General features: G+C 57.9%; 25 protein-coding genes. 15 read left to right on the forward strand and 10 right to left on the reverse strand.

Going from position 1 to position 22,627, the window contains the following annotated elements:
* Positions 1–174: 174 nt before the first annotated feature.
* Complete coding sequence (locus QZR14_RS23065) at positions 175–918, forward strand: phosphatase PAP2 family protein (protein ID WP_250606363.1); 744 nt, start codon at positions 175–177, stop codon at positions 916–918.
* 197 nt (positions 919–1,115) lie between these two features.
* Here the strand turns inward: QZR14_RS23065 and groL are convergent, their stop codons facing one another.
* From groL to QZR14_RS23085, 4 genes are all read right to left on the reverse strand, one after another.
* Positions 1,116–2,759, reverse strand: coding sequence for a chaperonin GroEL (gene groL / locus QZR14_RS23070; RefSeq protein ID WP_311997835.1), 1,644 nt, complete (start codon positions 2,757–2,759; stop codon positions 1,116–1,118).
* A gap of 50 nt (positions 2,760–2,809) precedes the next feature.
* The gene (locus QZR14_RS23075; RefSeq protein WP_007916610.1) at positions 2,810–3,103 is read right to left on the reverse strand and encodes a co-chaperone GroES; all 294 of its coding nucleotides are present in this window, start codon (positions 3,101–3,103) and stop codon (positions 2,810–2,812) included.
* A 259-nt stretch (positions 3,104–3,362) separates the two neighbouring features.
* On the reverse strand, positions 3,363–3,839 hold the full coding sequence (locus QZR14_RS23080) for an FxsA family protein (protein ID WP_123453763.1): 477 nt from the start codon (positions 3,837–3,839) through the stop codon (positions 3,363–3,365).
* Positions 3,840–3,904: 65 nt separating this feature from the next.
* Positions 3,905–4,636, reverse strand: a complete 732-nt coding sequence (locus tag QZR14_RS23085; RefSeq protein ID WP_250606361.1) for a HugZ family pyridoxamine 5'-phosphate oxidase — start codon at positions 4,634–4,636, stop codon at positions 3,905–3,907.
* 164 nt (positions 4,637–4,800) lie between these two features.
* Between QZR14_RS23085 and QZR14_RS23090 the strand changes: the two genes are divergently transcribed.
* Positions 4,801–5,559 carry an SDR family oxidoreductase gene (locus tag QZR14_RS23090; protein ID WP_123453767.1) on the forward strand — a complete coding sequence of 253 codons (759 nt, stop codon included), beginning with the start codon at positions 4,801–4,803 and terminating at the stop codon, positions 5,557–5,559.
* A gap of 136 nt (positions 5,560–5,695) precedes the next feature.
* On the opposite strand, the gene apbC is transcribed toward QZR14_RS23090, so the two are convergent.
* Complete coding sequence (apbC, locus tag QZR14_RS23095) at positions 5,696–6,790, reverse strand: iron-sulfur cluster carrier protein ApbC (protein ID WP_311997836.1); 1,095 nt, start codon at positions 6,788–6,790, stop codon at positions 5,696–5,698.
* A 225-nt stretch (positions 6,791–7,015) separates the two neighbouring features.
* Here apbC and metG point away from each other — a divergent pair, with 225 nt between their 5' ends.
* The 8 genes from metG (at position 7,016) to QZR14_RS23135 (ending at position 14,041) form a co-directional block, all read left to right on the forward strand.
* On the forward strand, positions 7,016–9,067 hold the full coding sequence (gene metG, locus QZR14_RS23100) for a methionine--tRNA ligase (RefSeq protein WP_250606358.1): 2,052 nt from the start codon (positions 7,016–7,018) through the stop codon (positions 9,065–9,067).
* 131 nt (positions 9,068–9,198) lie between these two features.
* A complete protein-coding gene (locus QZR14_RS23105) occupies positions 9,199–9,768 on the forward strand; it encodes an electron transport complex protein RnfA (RefSeq protein ID WP_250606357.1) in 570 nt (189 codons plus the stop codon).
* A complete protein-coding gene (rsxB, locus tag QZR14_RS23110) occupies positions 9,765–10,973 on the forward strand; it encodes an electron transport complex subunit RsxB (RefSeq protein WP_311997837.1) in 1,209 nt (402 codons plus the stop codon). The genes QZR14_RS23105 and rsxB overlap by 4 nt, the downstream gene beginning before the upstream one ends.
* The gene (locus tag QZR14_RS23115) at positions 10,960–11,943 is read left to right on the forward strand and encodes an RnfABCDGE type electron transport complex subunit D (protein WP_250606354.1); all 984 of its coding nucleotides are present in this window, start codon (positions 10,960–10,962) and stop codon (positions 11,941–11,943) included. The genes rsxB and QZR14_RS23115 overlap by 14 nt, the downstream gene beginning before the upstream one ends.
* Positions 11,940–12,545 (forward strand): RnfABCDGE type electron transport complex subunit G, encoded by a 606-nt coding sequence (locus tag QZR14_RS23120; RefSeq protein WP_250606353.1) that lies wholly within the window; start codon positions 11,940–11,942, stop codon positions 12,543–12,545. Before QZR14_RS23115 ends, QZR14_RS23120 begins: the two co-directional genes overlap by 4 nt.
* Positions 12,542–13,123: an Rnf-Nqr domain containing protein gene (locus QZR14_RS23125; protein WP_311997838.1), complete on the forward strand. Its 582-nt coding sequence runs from the start codon at positions 12,542–12,544 to the stop codon at positions 13,121–13,123. The genes QZR14_RS23120 and QZR14_RS23125 overlap by 4 nt, the downstream gene beginning before the upstream one ends.
* Positions 13,120–13,758 (forward strand): endonuclease III, encoded by a 639-nt coding sequence (gene nth / locus QZR14_RS23130; protein ID WP_008079405.1) that lies wholly within the window; start codon positions 13,120–13,122, stop codon positions 13,756–13,758. The genes QZR14_RS23125 and nth overlap by 4 nt, the downstream gene beginning before the upstream one ends.
* 106 nt (positions 13,759–13,864) lie before the next feature.
* Positions 13,865–14,041 (forward strand): PA3496 family putative envelope integrity protein, encoded by a 177-nt coding sequence (locus tag QZR14_RS23135; protein WP_250606351.1) that lies wholly within the window; start codon positions 13,865–13,867, stop codon positions 14,039–14,041.
* An 89-nt stretch (positions 14,042–14,130) separates the two neighbouring features.
* On the opposite strand, the gene QZR14_RS23140 is transcribed toward QZR14_RS23135, so the two are convergent.
* A complete protein-coding gene (locus QZR14_RS23140; protein ID WP_007916656.1) occupies positions 14,131–14,757 on the reverse strand; it encodes a response regulator transcription factor in 627 nt (208 codons plus the stop codon).
* Positions 14,758–15,268: 511 nt separating this feature from the next.
* On the opposite strand from QZR14_RS23140, the gene QZR14_RS23145 reads away from it, so the two are divergent.
* A complete protein-coding gene (locus QZR14_RS23145) occupies positions 15,269–15,985 on the forward strand; it encodes a hypothetical protein (RefSeq protein ID WP_250606350.1) in 717 nt (238 codons plus the stop codon).
* A gap of 128 nt (positions 15,986–16,113) precedes the next feature.
* Here QZR14_RS23145 and QZR14_RS23150 read toward each other — a convergent pair whose 3' ends face one another.
* Together QZR14_RS23150 and QZR14_RS23155 are read right to left on the reverse strand one after the other, a co-directional pair.
* Entirely contained in the window at positions 16,114–17,331 is a 1,218-nt protein-coding gene (locus QZR14_RS23150) for an argininosuccinate synthase (protein ID WP_027612065.1), read from the reverse strand.
* Positions 17,332–17,460: 129 nt separating this feature from the next.
* Positions 17,461–18,369 carry a flagellar protein MotY gene (locus QZR14_RS23155; protein ID WP_311997839.1) on the reverse strand — a complete coding sequence of 303 codons (909 nt, stop codon included), beginning with the start codon at positions 18,367–18,369 and terminating at the stop codon, positions 17,461–17,463.
* Between the two features lie 160 nt (positions 18,370–18,529).
* Between QZR14_RS23155 and pyrC the strand changes: the two genes are divergently transcribed.
* Together pyrC and rnt are read left to right on the forward strand one after the other, a co-directional pair.
* On the forward strand, positions 18,530–19,576 hold the full coding sequence (pyrC, locus tag QZR14_RS23160; protein ID WP_095190451.1) for a dihydroorotase: 1,047 nt from the start codon (positions 18,530–18,532) through the stop codon (positions 19,574–19,576).
* Positions 19,573–20,250, forward strand: a complete 678-nt coding sequence (gene rnt / locus QZR14_RS23165; protein ID WP_007916667.1) for a ribonuclease T — start codon at positions 19,573–19,575, stop codon at positions 20,248–20,250. The genes pyrC and rnt overlap by 4 nt, the downstream gene beginning before the upstream one ends.
* Positions 20,251–20,328: 78 nt before the next feature.
* Here the strand turns inward: rnt and QZR14_RS23170 are convergent, their stop codons facing one another.
* Positions 20,329–20,931 (reverse strand): peroxiredoxin, encoded by a 603-nt coding sequence (locus QZR14_RS23170; protein WP_003227723.1) that lies wholly within the window; start codon positions 20,929–20,931, stop codon positions 20,329–20,331.
* 314 nt (positions 20,932–21,245) lie between these two features.
* On the opposite strand from QZR14_RS23170, the gene QZR14_RS23175 reads away from it, so the two are divergent.
* Positions 21,246–21,464, forward strand: a complete 219-nt coding sequence (locus tag QZR14_RS23175) for a bacterioferritin-associated ferredoxin (protein WP_093430580.1) — start codon at positions 21,246–21,248, stop codon at positions 21,462–21,464.
* Positions 21,465–21,664: 200 nt separating this feature from the next.
* On the forward strand, positions 21,665–22,138 hold the full coding sequence (gene bfr, locus QZR14_RS23180) for a bacterioferritin (RefSeq protein WP_250606347.1): 474 nt from the start codon (positions 21,665–21,667) through the stop codon (positions 22,136–22,138).
* A 69-nt stretch (positions 22,139–22,207) separates the two neighbouring features.
* On the opposite strand, the gene grxD is transcribed toward bfr, so the two are convergent.
* Positions 22,208–22,549: a Grx4 family monothiol glutaredoxin gene (gene grxD / locus QZR14_RS23185; RefSeq protein ID WP_016773402.1), complete on the reverse strand. Its 342-nt coding sequence runs from the start codon at positions 22,547–22,549 to the stop codon at positions 22,208–22,210.
* Positions 22,550–22,627 lie beyond the last annotated feature (78 nt).

The raw sequence follows: 22,627 nt of genomic DNA on the forward strand, positions 1-22,627 counted from the left end.
TTACGGCCAAGTGTGGCTCAGGGCTAGGCGTGCGTCGGGTTGTCTGGCAAGAAAAACGCTCATTGCGCCTGCCAACGTTTTTTTCACCTTCGGTTAACAAATCGGCGACGCCAGCGCGCGTAGACTCCGCGCGGTTGCGCTCTTCAGACTCCACTTACGACCAAGGAATTGCCCATGGTGTCGACTTCTGCCCGCCCTGCTTCCAGACCGCTGAACCTGTGGCTGTGCCTGGGAATACCCACCATTGCGGCGATCGTTCTGGTGCTGCTTGAACTGACCGACCTGGATATGGATCTGGCCCGGCTGTTCTATGACCCGGTGGCTGGCGACTTTATTGGCCGCCACAGTTTTTTCCTGGAAGACATCCTGCACGATCGCGCCAAACAAGTGGTGATCGCGTTTTCGGTGTTTGCGGTGCTGGGTTTTCTCGGCTCGTTTTTCATCGCCAGACTGAAGCCCTTCAAACGTGAACTGGGCTGTCTGGTGCTGTCGCTGGGCCTGGCAACCTCATTCGTTACCCCTGTCAAAGCCGTGACGGCGGTGCAGTGCCCATGGAGCCTGGAACAATTCGGCGGCCATGAAACCTACAGCAAACTGATGGAACATCGTCCTCAGACCGACAAGCCCGGACGTTGCTGGCCCGGTGGTCATGCGGCGACGGGGTTCACCTTGTTTGCGCTGTTCTTTGTCCTGCGTGATCGCCGTCCGCGTCTGGCCCGTCAGGCGTTTATCTTTGCCTTTGCGCTGGGTTCGGTATTTTCGATCAGCCGGATGATGCAGGGTGCGCACTTCTTTTCGCACAACGTGTGGACGGCGATTTTCTGCTGGCTGATTTGCCTGGGGTCGTATTACTGGGTGCTGTATCGCCCGGCGGTGAAAACCGAGGGTGTCGTCCAGGCACAACCGGTCAGCGTCTGATCTGACGCGATCGCTGGCAAGCCAGCTCCCACAGGATTGGTGTCGAGCACACATTTTGTGAACGCCTGAATCACTGTGGGAGCTGGCTTGCCAGCGATGAACGATTACTCGGTCTTGCGCCAACACTGAATCAAAGGCAATAAAAAACCCCGCTGGCTTGCGCCTGCGGGGTTTTTCGTTACAGGGACAAGGCTGGCTTACATCATGCCGCCCATGCCACCCATGCCGCCCATGTCTGGCATACCGCCGCCAGCTGGTGCATCTTCTTTGATCTCAGCAATCATGGCTTCAGTCGTAATCATCAGGCTGGCGATTGACGAGGCCGCTTGCAAAGCCGAACGAGTCACTTTTGCCGGATCCAGGATGCCCATTTCGATCATGTCGCCGTATTCACCAGAAGCCGCGTTGTAACCGAAGTTACCCGACCCCTGCTTGACCTTATCGACAACCACGCTCGGCTCGTCGCCGGAGTTGGCAACGATCTGGCGCAGAGGTGCTTCAACAGCGCGACGCAACAACTGGATACCAACGTTTTGGTCTTCGTTGTCACCTTTCAGGTCAGCAATGGCTTGCAGCGAACGCACCAACGCGACACCACCGCCCGGAACAACGCCTTCTTCAACGGCTGCACGGGTCGCGTGCAGAGCATCTTCAACGCGGGCTTTCTTCTCTTTCATTTCTACTTCGGAACCAGCGCCAACCTTGATCACCGCTACGCCGCCGGACAGCTTGGCCAAACGCTCTTGCAGTTTTTCACGGTCGTAGTCCGAAGAAGTTTCAGCAACCTGGGCACGGATCTGAGCAATACGCGCCTGGATGTCTGCTTCAACGCCAGCACCGTCAACGATGATGGTGTTTTCCTTGGACAGGGTTACGCGCTTGGCGTTACCCAGGTGCTCCAGGGTGGTGCTTTCCAGGCTCAGGCCGATCTCTTCGGAGATAACGGTACCGCCGGTCAGAACAGCGATGTCCTGCAGCATGGCTTTGCGACGGTCGCCGAAGCCTGGTGCCTTGACGGCAGCAACTTTAACGATGCCGCGCATGTTGTTCACAACCAGCGTCGCCAGGGCTTCGCCTTCAACGTCTTCAGCCACGATCAGCAGTGGACGGCCGGCTTTGGCAACGGCTTCCAGCACTGGCAGCATTTCGCGGATGTTCGAGATCTTCTTGTCGACCAGCAGGATCAGCGGGCCGTCGAGCTCGGCAACCATGGTGTCCGGCTTGTTGACGAAGTACGGGGACAGGTAGCCACGGTCGAACTGCATGCCTTCAACAACCGACAGTTCGTTTTCCAGGCCCGAGCCTTCTTCAACGGTGATCACGCCTTCTTTACCGACTTTTTCCATGGCTTCGGCAATGATGTCGCCAATGGAATTGTCGGAGTTGGCCGAGATGGTGCCGACCTGAGCGATCGCTTTGAAGTCAGCGCATGGCTTGGACTGGGCTTTCAGCTCTTTGACGATCGCGATGGTCGCTTTGTCGATACCGCGCTTGAGGTCCATCGGGTTCATGCCGGCAGCGACGGCTTTCAGGCCTTCGTTGACGATGGCCTGAGCCAGAACGGTCGCAGTGGTCGTACCGTCACCGGCGTCATCGTTGGCACGGGAGGCAACGTCTTTGACCAGCTGCGCGCCCATGTTTTCGAAACGATCTTTCAGCTCGATTTCCTTGGCAACGGAAACCCCGTCCTTGGTGATGGTCGGAGCGCCGAAGCTTTTCTCGATGATCACGTTACGGCCTTTCGGGCCCAGGGTCGCTTTTACCGCGTCAGCCAGAACGTTGACACCAACAAGCATTTTCTTGCGGGCGGAATCGCCGAATTTAACTTCTTTAGCAGCCATGATCGATATTCCTTAAATACTTTGTAGTAGCGGGAAAATGAACGGGGTTATCAGCCTTCGATAACAGCGAGGATTTCGTTCTCGCTCATTACCAGCAGGTCTTCGCCGTCGACTTTCACTGTGTTGCTGCCGGAGTAAGGACCGAACACAACCTTGTCGCCTTCCTTGACGGACAGTGCGCGCACTTCACCGTTTTCCAGAGCTTTGCCCGGGCCTACAGCGAGAATCACACCGTGGTTGGCTTTTTCAGCAGCCGAACCTGGCAGGACGATACCGCCAGCGGTTTTCTTTTCTTCTTCGCTGCGACGGATAACGACGCGGTCATGCAGAGGACGAAGCTTCATTGTCGATCTCTCCTAATTGTGGTTTTCATCGGCCGGTGTAGTCCCGGCGGGTTTAACAAATCCGGCCTGCGCCGGTTGCGATTCGTCGAGCGAACCGCGGAAGTCTGTCCGGTTCAATACCGGAAACCTTTCGGTGACCGATACATAAGGGCGCATAAGCTTATTACAAGGGCGGGGCGAAAAATTTTTCACTGATGTTCTGCACAAAAGCAGTCCATAAACGAACACGGCACCCGAAGGTGCCGTGTAGAGAGAGGCGTTACTTGCTGTCGCGATGTTCGAACTCGCCTTCGATCACATCACCCTCGCGGCCCAGAGGCTGACGCGGTGCGGGACCGCCACGGGGTTGCAGGTCGTCGGCGAACGCACGCTGGCGCATGGCCTGTTCTTCGGCGCGCTGGCGCATCTTGTTTGCCAGCAACCGGCGGCTGATGGGCAGCAGCATGACCAGACCGACCACATCGCTGATGAAGCCCGGCAGGATCAACAGGCCACCGGCCAATGCCAGCATCAGCCCTTCGAGCATGGTTTGCGCGGGCAATTCGCCGCGGTTCAGGCTTTCACGGGCACGCAGGGCCGTGGCCAGACCGGCGACGCGCAGCACGAACACGCCGAACATCGAGCCGAGAATGATCAGCAGCAGGGCCGGGAAAAACCCGATAGAGCCTGCCACTTTGACGAATACGAACAGCTCCAGCACTGGAAACAGCAGAAAGAGCAACAGAAAAGGGCGCATCAAAGTTTCCTCAACGCAAGAAATGCCTTGCAGTAAGCCCTAGATGACGTCGCCCTTTCGTGAATTCAAGCGTCGGCCACTTCATTTTTTGGCCAGACCTCGGCGTGAGCCAATGAAACCAAGGCTTCGCGCACTTGTATCGGCGTATGACAAGGCGCCGGAAACGGCAGCCAGTACAGCGCCTGACCGATGCGCAGGTGCATGCCTTCGGTGTCGATCCCGGCCAGTTGCGCCGGCACGCTTTTCGGCAGACCGGCGAGGTCGACGTAGTGCGCGATGGCTTTGGCGTGGTCACTGTTCATGTGCTCGACCATGCTGATTTCAGCCTTGCCGGCGAACGGGTTGGCCAAGGTCAGTTGATCGACCCAGTGAATCGCGCCGAAACCGCCGATGTAGCGGTGACGCACCGGGTTCAGCACCCAGAAGTCGAAATCGTGGGCCTTGTGGTAATTCTGCGAATCCGGGAAATAACGGTAGTAACGCTCGGCGGCGGCTTCGATGGCAGCCGCGTCTTCAAGCTTTTGCGCTTCGGCCAGATAAGTGAGGCGCCCCACCGCTTGTACGTCGTCAGCCTCGCGCTCGCCGACGAGCATCGAGCACTTCGGGTCTTTTTGCAGGTTGTGGGTGTGCTGTGCAATGCGGCTGATCAGGATCAGCGGCCGGCCCTGCTCGTCCAGGCAGTAAGGCACCACGGAGCCAAAGGGAAAACCGGGCATCGATTTCGAGTGCGTCGACAGCACTCCACGGTATTCCTTGAGAAGCAATTCTCGGGCATTCTTGGCCACTTCAACGCTCAATTTATGACTCCTTAAATAGAATCCGTCGAAAAAACGGACAGGCGCCCGGGATCAAGTCCCCGTCACGCCGGCGGGCAATTCTCATGTGCACTCCAGCCACGGCCGGTGCAGATCGGGCGTTGCTGAAAACAAAAACGACTCAGACCAGCTATCGGGGCATGCAAATGCAACTCAACGACAAAGTAATCATTATCACTGGCGGTTGCCAGGGTTTGGGCCGTTCCATGGCCGAGTATTTCGCCGGCAAAGGCGCCAGACTCGCGCTGGTCGACCTCAATCAGGAAAAGCTCGACGACGCGGTCGCGGCCTGCAAGGCCAAAGGTGTCGAGGCGCGCAGTTACCTGTGCAACGTGGCCAATGAAGAGCAGGTCGAGCACATGGTCGCTCAGGTCGCCGCCGACTTTGGCGCGATCCACGGCCTGATCAACAACGCCGGAATCCTCCGTGATGGCCTGCTGCTCAAGGTCAAGGACGGCGAAATGACCAAGATGAGCCTGGCACAGTGGCAGGCGGTGATCGACGTCAACCTGACCGGCGTGTTCCTTTGCACCCGTGAAGTGGCGGCGAAAATGGTCGAGCTGAAGAATAGCGGCGCGATCATCAACATCTCGTCGATCTCGCGTGCGGGCAACGTTGGCCAGACCAATTACTCGGCGGCCAAGGCTGGTGTGGCAGCAGCCACGGTGACCTGGGCCAAAGAGCTGGCGCGCTATGGCATTCGTGTGGCGGGCATTGCACCGGGCTTCATCGAAACCGAGATGACCCTGGGCATGAAGCCGGAAGCGCTGGAGAAAATGACGTCGGGAATCCCGCTCAAGCGCATGGGCAAGCCGGAAGAGATCGCCCATTCGGCGGCGTACATCTTCGAGAACGACTACTACACCGGGCGGATTCTGGAGATGGATGGCGGCTTGCGCATCTAACCCCCCCCACTACAAAACCAAATGTGGGAGCGAGCCTGCTCGCGAATGCGGTGTGTCATTCAACCCTTTGGTTGTCTGATCCACCGCATTCGCGAGCAGGCTCGCTCCCACAGTTTTTTTCAGTGTTGCTGAGTCATCAATCGTCGCTGATGGTGATATTCGGCATCGCCGGCGTCGCCGCTTCCTGCAACACGATCCGCGCGCCAACGTGGCGGGCCAGCTCCTGATAGACCATGGCAATCTGGCTGTCCGGCTCGGCGATCACCGTCGGCTTGCCGCCATCGGCCTGCTCGCGGATCAGCATCGACAGCGGCAGCGAGGCCAGCAGCTCAACGCCGTACTGGGTCGCCAGCTTCTCGCCCCCGCCTTCACCGAACAGATGCTCGGCATGCCCGCAATTCGAGCAGATGTGCACGGCCATGTTTTCCACCACGCCCAGCACCGGAATGTTGACCTTGCGGAACATTTCTACGCCTTTGCGCGCGTCGAGCAAAGCCAGATCCTGGGGTGTGGTGACGATCACCGCGCCGGCCACCGGGACTTTCTGCGCCAGGGTCAGTTGAATGTCGCCGGTGCCTGGCGGCATGTCGATGACCAGATAATCCAGATCGCCCCAAGCGGTTTGCGTGACCAATTGCAGCAGCGCTCCGGAGACCATCGGCCCGCGCCAGACCATCGGCGTGTTGTCGTCGGTGAGGAACGCCATCGACATGACTTCAACACCGTGGGCCTTGAGCGGCACGAACCACTTCTGGTCCTTGACCTCCGGGCGGGTGCGTTCAGGGATGCCGAACATGATGCCCTGGCTCGGACCGTAGATATCGGCGTCGAGAATACCGACCTTGGCGCCTTCGCGGGCCAGAGCCAGAGCGAGGTTGGCGGCGGTGGTCGATTTGCCCACGCCGCCCTTGCCGGACGCCACGGCGACCACGTTCTTGACGTTGGCCAGCCCGGGAATCTGCGCCTGGGCCTTGTGCGCGGCGATCACGCTGGTCACTTCAACCTTGGCGATAACCACGCCGTCAAGGTTTTCGATGGCCAGTTGCAGCAGTTGCGCCCAGCCGCTCTTGAACAGACCGGCGGCGTAACCGATTTCCAGCTGCACGTTGACGCGGTCACCGACGATCTCGATGTGCTTCACGCAACCGGCGCTGACCGGGTCCTGGTTCAGGTAAGGGTCGGTGTATTGGCTGAGGACGGCTTCCACCGCTGCGCGAGTGACGGCGCTCATGGGCAACTCCGATAACAAGACTGGGAATAGATGGCGGGTATCGTACCTGAAAAAGATCGCCGTCTTCGGCAGCGCCTACAGGGGATCATGTGCAGGAGCTGCCGAAGGCGGCGATCTTTTGATCTTTGCTGTTGCTCATCCAATGAAACAGGCGCACAGGGTGAAAATTATGCGCCAGCGCTTTATAGTGGCCGACCTCCGTTTCATCAAGTAGCGAAGCCCCACATGTCCGAACCACGCAAGATCCTCGTCACCAGCGCCCTGCCCTACGCCAACGGTTCGATTCACCTTGGCCATATGCTGGAATATATCCAGACCGATATGTGGGTGCGCTTCCAGAAGCATCGCGGCAACCAGTGCATTTATGTCTGCGCCGACGACGCCCACGGTTCGGCGATCATGCTGCGCGCGGAAAAAGAAGGCATCACCCCGGAACAGTTGATCGCCAATGTGCAGGCTGAACACAGCGCCGACTTTGCCGAGTTTCTGGTCGACTTCGACAACTTCCACTCCACTCACGCTGAAGAAAACCGTGAGCTGTCGAGCCAGATCTACCTCAAGCTGCGTGACGCCGGGCACATCGCACAGCGCTCGATCACCCAGTATTTCGACCCGGAAAAGAAAATGTTCCTGGCCGACCGCTTCATCAAGGGCACCTGCCCGAAATGCGGCACTGAAGACCAGTACGGCGACAACTGCGAAAAATGCGGTGCGACCTACGCCCCGACAGACCTGAAGGATCCGAAGTCGGCGATCTCCGGCGCCACCCCGGTGCTCAAGGATTCCCAGCACTTCTTCTTCAAGCTGCCAGACTTCCAGCAAATGCTGCAGACCTGGACCCGCAGCGGCACTCTGCAAGATGCCGTGGCCAACAAGATCGCCGAATGGCTGGACGCCGGCCTGCAGCAGTGGGATATCTCCCGCGATGCGCCGTACTTCGGTTTCGAGATCCCGGGCGAGCCGGGCAAATATTTCTACGTGTGGCTGGATGCGCCGATCGGCTACATGGCCAGCTTCAAGAACCTCTGCGACCGCACGCCGGAGCTGGACTTCGACGCGTTCTGGGGCAAGGACTCCACCGCCGAGCTGTACCACTTCATCGGCAAGGACATCGTTAACTTCCACGCGCTTTTCTGGCCAGCCATGCTCGAAGGCGCGGGCTACCGCAAGCCCACCGGCATCAACGTGCACGGCTACCTGACCGTCAACGGTCAGAAGATGTCCAAGTCGCGCGGCACCTTCATCAAGGCCCGCACGTATCTGGATCACCTGTCGCCGGAATACCTGCGCTACTACTACGCGGCCAAGCTGGGCCGTGGCGTTGATGACCTCGACCTGAACCTCGAAGACTTCGTGCAGAAGGTCAACTCCGACCTGGTCGGCAAAGTGGTCAACATCGCCAGCCGCTGCGCCGGTTTCATTCACAAGGGCAACGCCGGCCTGCTGGTCGACAACAATGCCGCGCCGGAACTGACCGAGGCCTTCCTCGCTGCTGCGCCAGGCATTGCCGATGCCTATGAAGCCCGTGACTTCGCCCGCGCCATGCGTGAAACCATGGCCCTGGCCGACCGCGCCAACGCCTGGATCGCCGACAAGGCGCCATGGTCGTTGAACAAGCAGGAAGGCAAGCAGGATGAAGTCCAGGCGATCTGCGCCACCGGCATCAACCTGTTCCGCCAATTGGTGATCTTCCTCAAACCGGTACTGCCGTTGCTGGCCGCCGATGCCGAGGCGTTCCTCAACGTCGCGCCGCTGACCTGGAACGACCACACCACGCTGCTGGCCAACCACCAGTTGAACGAATTCAAACCGTTGATGACCCGCATCGACCCGGTAAAAGTGCAAGCCATGACCGATGCCTCGAAAGAAGACCTGACCGCCAGCCAGACCGACACCGGTGCAGCCGCCCCGGCGGGCAATGGCGAACTGGCCAAGGATCCGCTGTCGCCGGAAATCGACTTCGACGCCTTTGCGGCGATCGACCTGCGCGTCGCCCTGATCGTCAAGGCTGAACACGTCGAAGGTGCGGACAAGCTGCTGCGCCTGACACTGGACATCGGTGACGAGCAACGCAACGTGTTCTCCGGGATCAAGAGCGCTTACCCGGATCCGTCGAAACTCGACGGGCGCCTGACCATGATGATCGCCAACCTCAAGCCACGGAAAATGAAGTTCGGTATCTCCGAAGGCATGGTGATGGCGGCCGGCCCTGGCGGTGAAGAAATCTACCTGCTGAGCCCGGACAGCGGCGCCAAGCCGGGTCAACGCATCAAGTAAGGCCCTGCAACAAATCGATCCCACCGGCGTGTCCCGCATGCCGGTGGGATTTTTCATATCTGGCCCACCCTTCGCGGGTGCCGGATAATGCCTAACCTTATGACACAGCCGCCCGTTTCCCTGGCAGAACCATGACCGAACTCGTGCTTACGCTGATCAGTACTGCGCTGCTCAACAACTTCGTGTTGCACTGGCCGCTGGGCGTCGATCCGCTGCTGGCGGGCAGTCGTCGTCAGGTGCATGCGTTGGGGTTGGCGACGTTGTGTGTGATGCTGGTCGTCGGTGTAGGCGGTTACGTGATCTGGCATTGGTTGCTGGTGCCGTTTCACCTTGAAGCCCTGCGATTGTTCGTATTTCTGCCGTTGAGCGTTTTGCTGATCGCGCCACTGCTGAAACTGTTGGCGCGCGGCTTGCCTAATCTGCCCTTCGAAGGTTTGTGGCCGTTATTGCTCGGTAACGCCGGTGTCCTCGGGCTGACGCTGATCAACGCGCAAAACGACCGAGGTCTGCTGCAGGCGACAGCGCTGAGTCTCGGTGCCGGGCTGGGTTTCTGGCTGGTGCTGAGCCTGTTCAGCGATTTGCGCGAGCGCACAGCCGACAACGATATACCCCTGCCCTTTCGTGGCCTGCCGATTGATCTGATCGGCGCTGGACTGATCGCAGTGATTTTTCTCGGATTCAGTGGATTGATCAAAACATGAGTCTGATTCAACGCATCGATGCCCTCCTGCCGCAGACCCAATGCGGCAAGTGCGGCCATCCCGGATGCAAACCTTACGCGCAAGGCATCGCCGAGGGCGAGCCAATCAACAAGTGCCCGCCGGGTGGTGACGAAACCATCGCCGCGCTGGCCGAGCTGCTGAAAGTGCCGGCGCTGGAGCTGGACATCAGTCGCGGCTCGGCACCGCCGCAAGTGGCATTCATTCGTGAAGCCGAATGCATTGGCTGCACCAAGTGCATTCAGGCCTGCCCGATCGACGCGATTGTTGGCGCGGCGAAACTGATGCACACGGTCATCATCGACGAATGCACCGGATGCGATCTGTGTGTCGCACCGTGTCCGGTGGATTGCATCGAAATGCATCCATTGCCGCCGAGTACATTGCCGGTCGTCGGCGGCCTCGCCTTCAGTCTCGACGAACAACGTGCTCGCGCAGCCAAACGCGATCACGCGCGTCAACGCTTCGAGCGCCGCAACGAGCGCTTGCACCGCGAAGAACAACAGAAACAGGCGGAACGTGAAGCGCGGGCGAAACGGGCAGCGCAGCCTGAAGTGACCGCGACTGATCCAGTGCAGGCAGCATTGGAACGAGTGCGGGCGCAGAAAGCCGCCACCGTCGACGCGGCGCTGAAGAAAGCCAAGATCGATGTAGCGATGAGCCGTGCGCAATTGCACAAATCGTTGAAAGCTTTCGGCCATCCGCCGACCTTCGAGCAGCAGACACAGTTGATGGTGTTGCAGCAGCAGTTCGAAGCGGCCGAACAGGCCTTGGCGAAACTTGAAAGCAGCGCAGCGCCTGCCCCGGCAGTCACGGTCCCGGCGAAGGACGCCGACTTGAAGCGGGCTAAAATCCAGTTGGCCATGCGCCGCGCTGAACTGAAAAAAGCCCAAACCGCCGAAGCAGCACCCGAGCAGATCGCCGCGCTGGAACAAGCACTGCGCGATGCCGAGCAGACTCTGCACGCCGCCGAAGCCACAAGTGATCAGCCATTGCCTGACCTGGTGCGCGTCGAAAAACGCCCGATCGACAGCCAGCTTCGCCAGTTGAAAACCGAATTGGCCTACGCCCGCGCGGACCTCAACAAACTCGAACGGCGTGCCGACACCCCCAACGAAATCCTCGACAAGGCCCGCGCCCGCCTGCAAGACGCCGAGCGCCAGGTGCAAGATCATGTTGCCCCTTGAGGCACCGGACAATCGCCTGCAACAGGCAATGAAGCTGGTGCTGCTGGCCGCTTTGCCGGGGCTGCTCGCACTGTTCTGGCTATACGGTTGGGGCGTGTTGATCAATCTGCTGCTGGCTATCGTTACCGCGCTGATGGTCGAGGCAGCCGTCCTGCGTCTGCGTCGACAGCCCCCGCAGCCAGCGCTGAGCGACGGCAGTGCGCTGGTCAGCGCGACATTGCTGGCTGCCGCCCTGCCACCTTATTGCCCCTGGTGGCTGACGGTAACGGCCATTGCTTCGGGTCTGCTGTTCGGCAAGCACGTGTACGGCGGCGTCGGCAAAAACCCGTTCAATCCGGCCATGCTCGGGTTTGCCTTGGCCATGGTGATGTTCCCGCAACCGATGACTCAATGGCCGGCCCACGGCCTGGATCTGTCAGCAGCGTTTCAACAGGTATTCGGCGCAGGTCAGGCACCGGATGCCTGGGCGCAGGCGACGGTGCTGGATAGCCTGCGCATCAACAAAAGCCTGACCATGGACGAATTGTTCGCGAGCAATCCGGCCTTCGGTCGCTTTGGCGGACACGGTGTGGAATGGGTGAATCTGGCATTCCTCGCCGGCGGAGTGTTTTTGCTGCAGCGCCGGGTCTTCAGTTGGCATGCGCCAGTGGGCATGCTCGCCAGCCTGTTTGTCATCAGCCTGCTGTGCTGGAACGGCTCAGGGTCGGACTCGCATGGGTCACCGCTGTTCCAACTGCTCAGTGGCGCGACGATGCTGGGGGCGTTCTTTATCATCACTGAACCGGTCTCTGGCGCTAAAAGCGCACTTGCCCGTCTGCTGTTCGGAGTCGGCGTCGGGCTACTGACTTACGTGATTCGAACCTGGGGCGGATACCCGGATGGCGTGGCGTTCGCGGTGCTGCTGACGAATCTTTGCGTGCCGGCGCTGGAGCGATTTGCCGCGGCCCGTCAGTCAGAGGTGAGCGCATGAATCGCACGGCCAGCGCGTTTATTGTGCTGCTGTTGGCGATCATCGGTGTTGCTGCGACCTATGCTGTATACCGCAGTACTGCCGCGCAAATTGCCAACGAGCAGCGCATTATCGAAAGCCGCAAGCTGCTCGACCTGCTCCCGCTCGATGCTTACGACAATCAACCGCTCGAACAGCCCCTGGCCCTTGCAGAGATGACCTTAGCCCATAGCACCTTGACGAGCGGCTATCGCGCGACCAACCGCGGCCAGACCGTAGCGATCCTGCTGCGCAGTCAGACCCAGGGTTATGCGGGCGCCATCGAACTGTTGATCGCTATTGATGCCAACGGCAAATTGTTGGGGGTCAAAACCCTCAAACAAAGCGAAACACCAGCACTCGGCGGGCATCTGGGGGACTGGCCGAATGCCTGGCTGCAATCGTTTATCGGCACATCGAGCAATGAGCCGACAGATGCCGGTTGGGCGTTGAAAAAGGATCAGGGACAATTCGATCAGATAGCCGGTGCGACCATCACCTCGCGCGCAGCCATCAGCGCGATCCATGATGCCCTGCGCTACTTTGATGAACATCGCGCGGCACTGCTGGGGAGCGGGTCATGAACCGAACGGCAGCCCTCTCGAACACGTTGATGCTGACCCTGCTGCTTGGCACCACTGACTCATTGGCAGGTGCACTGGGGACACTATTGATGTTCGCCACTGTCGTCGGTGTTTATGGTTTGTGCATGTCTGTTTTGCGGCCACGACTCACAGAAAACAGCGTATTGCTCGCCAGCGTGTTGCTCGCTGCGACCTTCAGCGGTTGTGCAGACCTTTTCACGCAACGCTGGTTTCTGTCCTGGCAGCAGACCTTCGGCCTCTATACCAGCCTGATCGCCTTGCAATGCGTGATGCTGGAGCACAATGGTTTCTGGCGCCAGTCGCGGGCCGAGCGCTTCAAACGCTGCGGCATGTTCGGCGGACTCATGCTGGGGCTCGCCGGGCTGCGCGAACTCATCGGCCACGGCAGTCTCGGCCGGGGACTGTTCGAACACTGGTCAGGTTTTGTTGTATTTAGCGAAGGGCTGCACCTGATCACGTTGATCCCCGGTGCTTTTATTTTGTTGGCGCTGCTGTTGGCGGCGCGTCAGGCGATGATTCGCCCGAACTCGATATCCAAGGAAACGCATCGCCCATGAATGCTGCAAAACGTCTGGAGATTTTCCGCCGCCTGCACGAAGACAACCCGGAGCCGAAGACCGAACTGGCCTACTCCTCGCCGTTTGAATTGTTGATCGCGGTGATTCTTTCGGCGCAGTCGACGGACGTTGGCGTGAACAAGGCCACGGCCAAGCTGTTCCCGGTTGCCAACACGCCAGCGGCGATCCATGCACTGGGTGTCGAAGGTCTATCCGAATACATCAAGACGATCGGCCTCTATAACAGCAAGGCCAAGAACGTCATCGAGACCTGCCGCTTGCTGGTCGAACGCCATGGCAGCGAAGTCCCGCAAACCCGCGAGGAGCTCGAAGCCTTGCCGGGAGTCGGGCGCAAGACCGCCAACGTCGTGCTCAACACGGCTTTTCGCCAACTGACCATGGCCGTCGACACTCATATCTTTCGGGTCAGCAACCGCACCGGCATTGCACCGGGCAAAAATGTGGTCGAAGTGGAAAAGAAGCTGATGAAGTTTGTACCCAAAGAATTCCTGCTCGACTCTCATCACTGGCTGATTCTTCACGGCCGCTACGTGTGTCTGGCCCGCAAGCCACGCTGCGGCAGCTGCCGGATCGAAGACTTGTGCGAGTACAAAGACAAAACATCGGACGATTGACCCGCTATTGGAATAATTGATACGTCGATTGAAAAAATCTTTTTTACCCGCCGCAGGAATGTCGATATAAGGGGCGCCAAAGGCATTCTTAGCCGGGAGTTAGCTGATGAGTAGCGACAAAGAACCACTGGATGTAGATGACGATATCGCTGCGGAAACTGATGACGCCGAACCTGTGATCGAAGTCGCCAAGACCAATCTCAGCAAGCGCCGTACCATCGATAACCTGCTTGAGGAGCGCCGACTGCAAAAGCAATTGGCCGATTACGATTTTGATGACTGATATCTGAAAGCCTCCCGAAATGGAGGCTTTTCACTTTCTGCGGCTAGCTGAGTTCGACCGGCCCATGACGCTGTCAGCTATCAATATATTCAAACCAGACCATTACGCTGCGCCAACTCGATCAGATCAACCAGAGAGCGTGCATTGAGTTTCAACAAAAGGCGTGTCTTGTAGGTGCTGACGGTTTTGTTGCTCAGAAACATGCCATCGGCGATTTCCTTGTTGGTCTTGCCCCGCGCCAACTGCTGCAACACCATCATTTCCCGACCGGACAGACGATCGACCATGTCGGCTTCACTGGCATTACCCAAACTGGTGCGCACGGTGTGCAACGCCTGATTGGGAAAATAACTGTAGCCGGACAATACCGCTTTGATTGCACTGAGCAGTTCGGTCAGGTCCTGTTGTTTACAGACATAACCCGCCGCCCCCGACTGCATGCAGCGCATTGAAAAATGTCCAGGCGCTTGAGAGGTCAACACCAGCACTTTAATAGGCATGGCCGTTGAAGTCAGGCGCGCAATAACTTCCAACCCATCGAGTTTCGGTATTCCAATATCCAGAATGACAATATCCGGCATTTGTTCGCGCGCAAGTTGTAACGCATCCACACCATTATCAGTTTCTGCGATGACTTCGTAGCCATGACGTTCCATCAGCATACGTACCGCAAGACGAATGACAGGGTGATCATCCACGATCAGCACTTTATTCATGGGCAAGTCCAGTTTCGCTGTTCGAATTTTTAGAACACGCACAATAGCCCAGTCACTTGCTCTATGGCATATCAGGGTTTACACGCACTTGCATCGAGAGACATACCCTACAGTCATTGCGGATTAATCCTACAAAAAGCCTCTACCCGCACTAAACATCCGACGTTACTCCTTCCTCATCTCGCAAAAATATTTCACTTTTAACTTGTTACAGACTACGACTGACGACGCATGAATCGTGACTCGCCCATCAGACGATCCACGCAGAGCGCACCTGACACCTTTGAATCTGCGCCCCGCAGAAGACATTGATTATCGAAATGGAAATACACGGCAACAGCTCACGCACACATCCTATGACACCGAGCAAAATATAAACACTTGAAACAAGATATTTATACCCGACCTAATACTTTTGCTATAAACATAAACAGGCACAACCAACTACCAAAAAACTTAAATCAACATAAACTTACCAACCATGAGAAAGATCAGAAAAAAGAGCACAAACATGCTGAAAATAAAAAACAAAATCACTAACCCGATGACAGTCATTGCCATATTCGCAGCCATCTCGGAAACATCAGCCGCCATTTCCCTGCCTTTCCTCGACAACAAAGACAGAGAGATCTACGTATGGTTTCTAATCAGCTTTCCATTTTACTTGCTGTTTCTCTTCTTTATAACTTTAAACTTTAACTATCGCTCCCTCTACTCACCCTCGGATTTCGGCAAGGACAAAAACTTTCTTAAAGTAATCGACAACAACGATCGCGAAAACAAACGAAATACCCCGTCCCCAGAGCCAGCGACGCAGGGCACATTTGGACTATCAAGTTGTATCGTGCCCAGCGAATCAGGTACTGCCGAATGCAAAGACGCGTGCAAAGTCCACAACGCGCCTGACCCGCCCTCGGCTATCAACTCAAAATCGAACCTGATTATTCAGCACAACATTCAGTTGCCCGCGTGGGTCAGTGACCTGCACCTCATCGACGTTCGGGATGTCGATGCATCGAGAGAGTTAGCCACGATTCTGGAAAACATCCGGAACCTGGATCGGAAAACTCCCCGGGTGGTGGTGTTTCTTTCCAATCATGTATCGGACGTTTTACTGACGCAGCATTCATTGCTGAAGATCAGACACGTCAGGAAAGGCTCAGGCAAAACGCTTTGTATTGTTTATAACCTTTGCGCACAGGCGGTAACGCTGCTGGGACGGGCATGAAAGATGAGTCGTAGCCACAGGTGCCAGGACCAGGCTTCAATCAGACGCAGACAAAGAATCATGCAAAAAGGGCGACCTTGTCTCGATAGACAAGGCCGCCCTTTTCATTACGCGTCAGACAGGGACGCTTAGAACAACTTGCGGCCCTTGTTGGCAGCAATACGCATGCGCAGCGCGTTGAGCTTGATGAAGCCCGCCGCGTCAGCCTGGTTGTAAGCACCGCCGTCTTCTTCGAAGGTCGCGATGTTGGCGTCGAACAGCGAATCGTCGGACTTGCGGCCGGTGACGATCACGTTGCCCTTGTACAGTTTCAGGCGCACAACGCCGTTCACGTTGACCTGCGAAGCGTCGATCATCTGTTGCAGCATCAGACGCTCAGGGCTCCACCAGTAACCGGTGTAGATCAGGCTGGCGTATTTCGGCATCAGCTCGTCTTTGAGGTGAGCGACTTCGCGGTCCAGAGTGATCGATTCGATGGCGCGGTGAGCGCGCAGCATGATGGTGCCGCCCGGGGTTTCGTAGCAGCCACGGGACTTCATGCCGACGTAACGGTTTTCGACGATGTCGAGACGTCCGATACCGTGAGCACCACCGATCTTGTTCAGCGTCGCCAATACGGTGGCCGGGGTCATCTCGACGCCGTCCAGCGCAACGATATCGCCGTTACGGTAGGTCAGTTCCAGGTACTGCGGGGTGTCGGGAGCCTTCTCCGGGGAGACGGTCCAGCGCCACATGTCTTCTTCGTGCTCGGTCCAGGTGTCTTCCAGCACACCGCCTTCATAAGAAATGTGCAGCAGGTTGGCGTCCATCGAGTACGGGGACTTCTTCTTGCCGTGACGCTCGATCGGGATCGCATGCTTCTCGGCGTAGTCCATCAGTTTCTCGCGGGACAGCAGGTCCCACTCACGCCAAGGAGCAATCACTTTCACGCCTGGCTTGAGCGCGTAGGCACCCAGTTCGAAACGCACCTGGTCGTTACCCTTGCCAGTGGCGCCATGGGAAATGGCGTCAGCGCCGGTTTCGTTGGCGATTTCGATCAGACGTTTGGCGATCAGCGGGCGCGCGATGGAAGTACCCAGCAGGTACTCGCCTTCGTAAACGGTGTTGGCGCGGAACATCGGGAACACGAAATCACGCACGAATTCTTCGCGCAGGTCGTCGATGTAGATTTCTTTGACGCCCATGGCCTGAGCCTTGGCGCGGGCCGGCTCGACCTCTTCGCCTTGACCGAGATCAGCGGTGAAGGTCACCACTTCACAGTTATAAGTATCCTGCAGCCACTTGAGGATCACCGAAGTGTCCAGGCCGCCGGAATACGCCAGAACGACCTTGTTTACGTCCGCCATGCCATCACTCCACGGGGTTCTACGGAAAGCCGAGGAGTCTACCGCTCAAACGCGATAATTTACAGAGGCGCGACAGCTTAAGACGACAAAGCGACAGAATCTGTCGAGAGCGCGACGATGACCCGTGGGTCAGGAAGTCGCCGCAGTACTGGCTGGCGTACTCGCTTGCGGTGCCGGCACCGTGACTGGAGTCACCCGCGCCAGTTTGACATTGACCCGGCGGTTCTTCGCCCGGTTGGCCGCATTGGTGTTCGGCACAATAGGATATTGCTCGCCATGGAAACGCACGGTGATCTGCGATTCCTGAATACCGTTGGCCTTGAAGAAGTCGACCACCGCCAGCGCCCTGCGGCGCGACAGTTCACGGTTGGTCAGGCGATTGCCGCTGTTGTCGGAATGGCCGTCGAGTTCGATGTGATTGACCGTCGGATCGGCCTTCATGTATTCGAGCATCACTTGCAGCTTGGCCTTGGCAGCGGCGTCCAGGTCAACGCCCTCGCCGGGAAAGCCGATCTGCGACTGCTTGATCTGATCGAAATTCTGCGGCAGCAGTTTCGCCACACATGTCTGGTAATCGTTGAACGCTTTGCTGAACTTGACCGGCAACAGGCGCACTTCCGAGACACGGCCATCGCCAGACGCGCGGCGCACCACCGGGCTGCGACCGTCCAGCAGACCACTGATCAGACCACCGGCCTGAGACTGCGAACTGTTGAACAAGACGTTACCGCTGCCGAGTCTTACAGACCCCAGGTTGATATCACCACGGCCCGGCTGCCAAGGCGCAGCCGCCGCCAGCAACGTCGCTGAACCGCCGCCGAGCATGGCGTTGTAGGCGTTCAGACGGAATATCGCCTGCTCGCCCGCCTTGCGCACGAACTCGCCCGAGCCGAAATCAGTGATCGGCTGGGTCAGACGACATTCGAACTTGTCGCCGGCGACCGTCCACTCAATGTTCTCCAGACGGGTCTGGTACGTGAGCGCCATCGCCGGAAGGCTGGCAAACACACTGAGCAAGGCTAAATAACGCTGGCGCACGGGAGGCTCCATTGGCTTCTGAAACACAAAGACCGATTCACACTATGTTTACGGCATACCTACGGGATATCGGAAGGTTCCCGTAAAACTTGATAGCGAGTGCCTGCAAGAGTCTTTTCCGGTAGCATTCGCCTCAGTTTGACCCGCCTGGAATCCCCTCATGTCCGACCGCCTGACCCTGCTGCGTCCCGACGACTGGCACATTCATCTTCGCGATGGTGCCGTGTTGACCAATACCGTTGCCGATGTAGCGCGCACTTTTGGCCGCGCCATCATCATGCCCAACCTGGTACCGCCGGTGCGCAACGCCGCTGAAGCCGACGGCTATCGCCAGCGGATTCTCGCTGCCCGCCCGGCCGGCAGTCGCTTCGAGCCGCTGATGGTGCTGTACCTCACCGACCGCACCCAGCCCGAAGAAATTCGTGAAGCCAAGGCCAGCGGTTTCGTGCACGCAGCCAAGCTGTACCCGGCCGGCGCGACCACCAACTCCGATTCCGGTGTGACCAGCATCGACAAGATCTTCCCGGCGCTGGAAGCCATGGCCGAAGTCGGCATGCCGCTGCTGATCCACGGTGAAGTCACCCGTGGCGACGTCGATGTGTTCGATCGCGAAAAGATCTTCATCGATGAGCACATGCGCCGTGTGGTCGAGCGTTTCCCGACGCTGAAAGTGGTGTTCGAACACATCACCACCGGCGACGCCGTGCAGTTCGTCAACGAGGCTTCGGCCAACGTTGGTGCAACGATCACCGCGCATCACCTGCTCTACAACCGCAACCATATGCTGGTGGGCGGGATTCGGCCGCACTTCTATTGCCTGCCGATCCTCAAACGCAATACGCACCAGGAAGCCCTGCTCGACGCGGCCACCAGTGGCAGCGCGAAGTTCTTCCTCGGCACCGACTCGGCGCCGCATGCCCAGCACGCCAAGGAAGCCGCTTGCGGCTGTGCCGGCTGCTACACCGCATACGCCGCCATCGAGTTGTATGCCGAAGCCTTCGAACAGCGTAACGCGCTGGACAAACTCGAAGCCTTCGCCAGCCTCAATGGCCCGCGCTTCTACGGCCTGCCGGCGAACACCGATCGCATCACCCTGGTTCGTGAAGAATGGACTGCCCCGACCAGCCTGCCGTTTGGCGAGCTGACCGTTATCCCGCTGCGCGCCGGTGAAAAACTGCGCTGGCGCCTGCTGGAGGAACACGCGTGAGTGAAGACCATTTCGACGACGAACTGGACGGTCAAAGTGGTGGTGGCGGCTCCCGTCACCCGATGGCAGCACGCTTTCGCGGCTACTTGCCGGTTGTCGTTGACGTAGAAACCGGTGGCTTCAACTCGGCCACCGACGCTCTGCTGGAGATTGCCGCGACCACCATCGCCATGGATGAAAAGGGTTTTGTTTACCCGGATCACACCTACTTCTTCCGTGTTGAGCCGTTCGAAGGCGCCAACATCGAGGCGGCGGCGCTGGAGTTCACCGGGATCAAGCTGGACCATCCACTGCGCATGGCCGTCAGCGAAGAAACCGCACTGACCGATATCTTCCGTGGCATCCGCAAGGCGCTGAAAGCCAACGGCTGCAAACGCGCGATTCTGGTCGGCCACAACAGCAGCTTCGACCTCGGCTTCCTGAATGCTGCGGTTGCGCGCCTGGACATGAAACGCAACCCGTTCCACCCGTTCTCCAGCTTCGATACCGCGACGCTGGCCGGTCTGGCATACGGTCAAACCGTACTGGCGAAAGCCTGCCAGGCCGCCGACATCGATTTCGACGGCCGTGAGGCGCACTCCGCGCGTTACGACACCGAGAAAACCGCTGAGCTGTTCTGCGGCATCGTCAATCGCTGGAAGCAGATGGGCGGCTGGGAAGATTTCGACGACTGATGGATGGTCGTCGGGTAACTCCCGCGCATGAAAAAACCGGCCACGTGGGCCGGTTTTTTTGTACCTCGACGTTGCGCCTTACAGGGCAGCAGCGTTCTCGGTCAGGTAAGCCGCAACGCCTTCTGGCGAAGCGTTCATGCCTTTGTCGCCTTTTTTCCAGTTGGCAGGGCAGACTTCGCCGTGCTCTTCGTGGAATTGCAGAGCGTCGACCAGACGGATCAGCTCTTCCATGTTACGGCCCAGCGGCAGGTCGTTGATGATCTGCGAACGGACAACGCCTTTGTCGTCGATCAGGAACGCGCCACGGAAAGCCACGCCGCCTTCGGACTCAACGTCGTAAGCCTTGGCGATGTCGTGCTTCATGTCGGCAGCCATGGTGTATTTCACCTGGCCGATGCCGCCATTGTTCACTGGAGTGTTGCGCCAGGCGTTGTGAGTGAAGTGCGAGTCGATCGACACAGCGATCACTTCAACGTTGCGTGCCTTGAAGTCAGCCATACGGTTGTCCAGAGCGATCAGCTCGGACGGGCAGACGAAGGTGAAGTCCAGTGGGTAGAAGAACACCAGGCCGTATTTGCCTTTGATGGCCGAGGACAGGGTGAAGCTGTCAACGATCTCGCCATTGCCGAGTACGGCCGGGACGGTGAAGTCAGGGGCTTGTTTGCCTACGAGTACGCTCATTGATATCTCCTGGTGTAAAAACTTGAAGTTCAGGGTCCGCGCCAGCCTGCCACCCTCAGGCGACAGCCCTGTGACACGAACCCCCTTCGCAAGGGCCGACCATCATACACTGCGAATTTCGCCTGTCCTTAACGGTTTTTCAAAGCAGGCGAAGAACGGCGCTGCATTTACGGGGCCAGGCAAATCGCCAGCAAATACCGTTCGTCAGTCACGGCTGAGAATCAGCAGAAGCCTTCCGAAAGCACTTTGACAATCATTCTCGTTAACATTAAGATCCATCGCAATTGAGTCACAACCAGCGACGGTTCTCACTTATGTATGTTTGTCTCTGCACTGGCGTCACCGACGGACAGATCCGCGATGCGATCTATGAAGGTTGCTGCAGCTATAAAGAAGTCCGCCAGGCCACCGGCGTCGCCAGCCAATGCGGCAAATGTGCGTGCCTTGCCAAGGAAGTCGTTCGCGAAACCCTGACCAAGCTGCAAACCGCTCAGGCTGCGATCCCTTACCCTGTAGAATTTACCGCTGCTTGATTGCCCCCATTTCAAGGAACCGGACTTATGTCCGGTTTTTTTATGCCTTTAAATCAACTGCTTAGCGCTCAGACGCGGAACACAAACATTCTTATTCCGATTAATTTTCATATATTATTCAATAACTTAGGTTTGACACTTATAAGTACGAAGCTCAAACTCCGCCGTATATACAGTTAATACAGGGCAGGACTCCGATCATGAAAGGCGACATTACAGTCATCCAGCATCTCAACAAGATCCTTGCCAATGAGCTGGTCGCGATCAATCAGTACTTCCTGCATGCGCGCATGTACGAAGATTGGGGTCTGAACAAGCTCGGCAAGCACGAGTACAAAGAATCCATCGACGAGATGAAACACGCGGACAAGTTGATCAAGCGCATCCTGTTCCTCGAAGGTCTGCCGAACGTGCAGGACCTGGGCAAGCTGCACATCGGCGAGCACACCAAGGAAATGCTGGAGTGCGACCTGCGTATCGAGAAGACCGGCCACGCTGACCTGAAGACCGCCATCGCCCATTGCGAATCCGTTGGCGACTTTGGCAGCCGTGAATTGCTCGAAGACATCCTTGAGTCCGAAGAAGAACATATCGACTGGCTGGAGACCCAACTGGGCCTGATCGACAAAGTCGGCCTTGAGAACTATCTGCAATCGCAGATGGGCGAAGAGTGATCTGACACTCGCAAGACACTAAAAAGCCCCGCCCTCTTTCGAGGTGCGGGGCTTTTTTACAAAAGCGAATCAGGCTTCGGACTTGTTCGCAGCGGCCGCTTCAACAGCAGCCTTGATGGTGCTTTGCAGCGAACCGTCTGCAGCCATCTCAGTCATGATGTCGCTACCGCCGACCAGTTCACCGCCGACCCACAGTTGCGGGAAAGTCGGCCAGTTGGCGTACTTCGGCAGGTTGGCGCGGATTTCCGGGTTCTGCAGGATGTCCACGTACGCAAACTTTTCGCCACAAGCCATCACAGCCTGCGCAGCTTTCGCAGAGAAGCCACACTGTGGGGCATTCGGCGAGCCTTTCATGTAAAGCAGAATGGTGTTGTTGGCAATCTGCTCTTTAATCGTTTCGATGATATCCATGGAGCACCTCGGCTGAACTTTCCGACTCATGGGTCGGCACGGTGACGCATTGTAACGGAATCCCGAGCGCCATGCTCG

The organism is Pseudomonas sp. rhizo66, from assembly GCF_031931925.1.
GTDB lineage: Bacteria > Pseudomonadota > Gammaproteobacteria > Pseudomonadales > Pseudomonadaceae > Aquipseudomonas.

Excerpts from the sequence above, each read along its gene's own strand:
- QZR14_RS23065 (WP_250606363.1), top strand. The coding sequence starts at position 175 with ATGGTGTCGACTTCTGCCCGCCCTGCTTCCAGACCGCTGAACCTGTGG.
- groL (WP_311997835.1), bottom strand. The coding sequence starts at position 2,759 with ATGGCTGCTAAAGAAGTTAAATTCGGCGATTCCGCCCGCAAGAAAATG.
- QZR14_RS23075 (WP_007916610.1), bottom strand. The coding sequence starts at position 3,103 with ATGAAGCTTCGTCCTCTGCATGACCGCGTCGTTATCCGTCGCAGCGAA.
- QZR14_RS23080 (WP_123453763.1), bottom strand. The coding sequence starts at position 3,839 with ATGCGCCCTTTTCTGTTGCTCTTTCTGCTGTTTCCAGTGCTGGAGCTG.
- QZR14_RS23090 (WP_123453767.1), top strand. The coding sequence starts at position 4,801 with ATGCAACTCAACGACAAAGTAATCATTATCACTGGCGGTTGCCAGGGT.
- apbC (WP_311997836.1), bottom strand. The coding sequence starts at position 6,790 with ATGAGCGCCGTCACTCGCGCAGCGGTGGAAGCCGTCCTCAGCCAATAC.
- metG (WP_250606358.1), top strand. The coding sequence starts at position 7,016 with ATGTCCGAACCACGCAAGATCCTCGTCACCAGCGCCCTGCCCTACGCC.
- QZR14_RS23105 (WP_250606357.1), top strand. The coding sequence starts at position 9,199 with ATGACCGAACTCGTGCTTACGCTGATCAGTACTGCGCTGCTCAACAAC.
- rsxB (WP_311997837.1), top strand. The coding sequence starts at position 9,765 with ATGAGTCTGATTCAACGCATCGATGCCCTCCTGCCGCAGACCCAATGC.
- QZR14_RS23115 (WP_250606354.1), top strand. The coding sequence starts at position 10,960 with ATGTTGCCCCTTGAGGCACCGGACAATCGCCTGCAACAGGCAATGAAG.
- QZR14_RS23120 (WP_250606353.1), top strand. The coding sequence starts at position 11,940 with ATGAATCGCACGGCCAGCGCGTTTATTGTGCTGCTGTTGGCGATCATC.
- QZR14_RS23125 (WP_311997838.1), top strand. The coding sequence starts at position 12,542 with ATGAACCGAACGGCAGCCCTCTCGAACACGTTGATGCTGACCCTGCTG.
- nth (WP_008079405.1), top strand. The coding sequence starts at position 13,120 with ATGAATGCTGCAAAACGTCTGGAGATTTTCCGCCGCCTGCACGAAGAC.
- QZR14_RS23135 (WP_250606351.1), top strand. The coding sequence starts at position 13,865 with ATGAGTAGCGACAAAGAACCACTGGATGTAGATGACGATATCGCTGCG.
- QZR14_RS23140 (WP_007916656.1), bottom strand. The coding sequence starts at position 14,757 with ATGAATAAAGTGCTGATCGTGGATGATCACCCTGTCATTCGTCTTGCG.
- QZR14_RS23145 (WP_250606350.1), top strand. The coding sequence starts at position 15,269 with ATGCTGAAAATAAAAAACAAAATCACTAACCCGATGACAGTCATTGCC.
- QZR14_RS23150 (WP_027612065.1), bottom strand. The coding sequence starts at position 17,331 with ATGGCGGACGTAAACAAGGTCGTTCTGGCGTATTCCGGCGGCCTGGAC.
- pyrC (WP_095190451.1), top strand. The coding sequence starts at position 18,530 with ATGTCCGACCGCCTGACCCTGCTGCGTCCCGACGACTGGCACATTCAT.
- QZR14_RS23170 (WP_003227723.1), bottom strand. The coding sequence starts at position 20,931 with ATGAGCGTACTCGTAGGCAAACAAGCCCCTGACTTCACCGTCCCGGCC.
- QZR14_RS23175 (WP_093430580.1), top strand. The coding sequence starts at position 21,246 with ATGTATGTTTGTCTCTGCACTGGCGTCACCGACGGACAGATCCGCGAT.
- bfr (WP_250606347.1), top strand. The coding sequence starts at position 21,665 with ATGAAAGGCGACATTACAGTCATCCAGCATCTCAACAAGATCCTTGCC.
- grxD (WP_016773402.1), bottom strand. The coding sequence starts at position 22,549 with ATGGATATCATCGAAACGATTAAAGAGCAGATTGCCAACAACACCATT.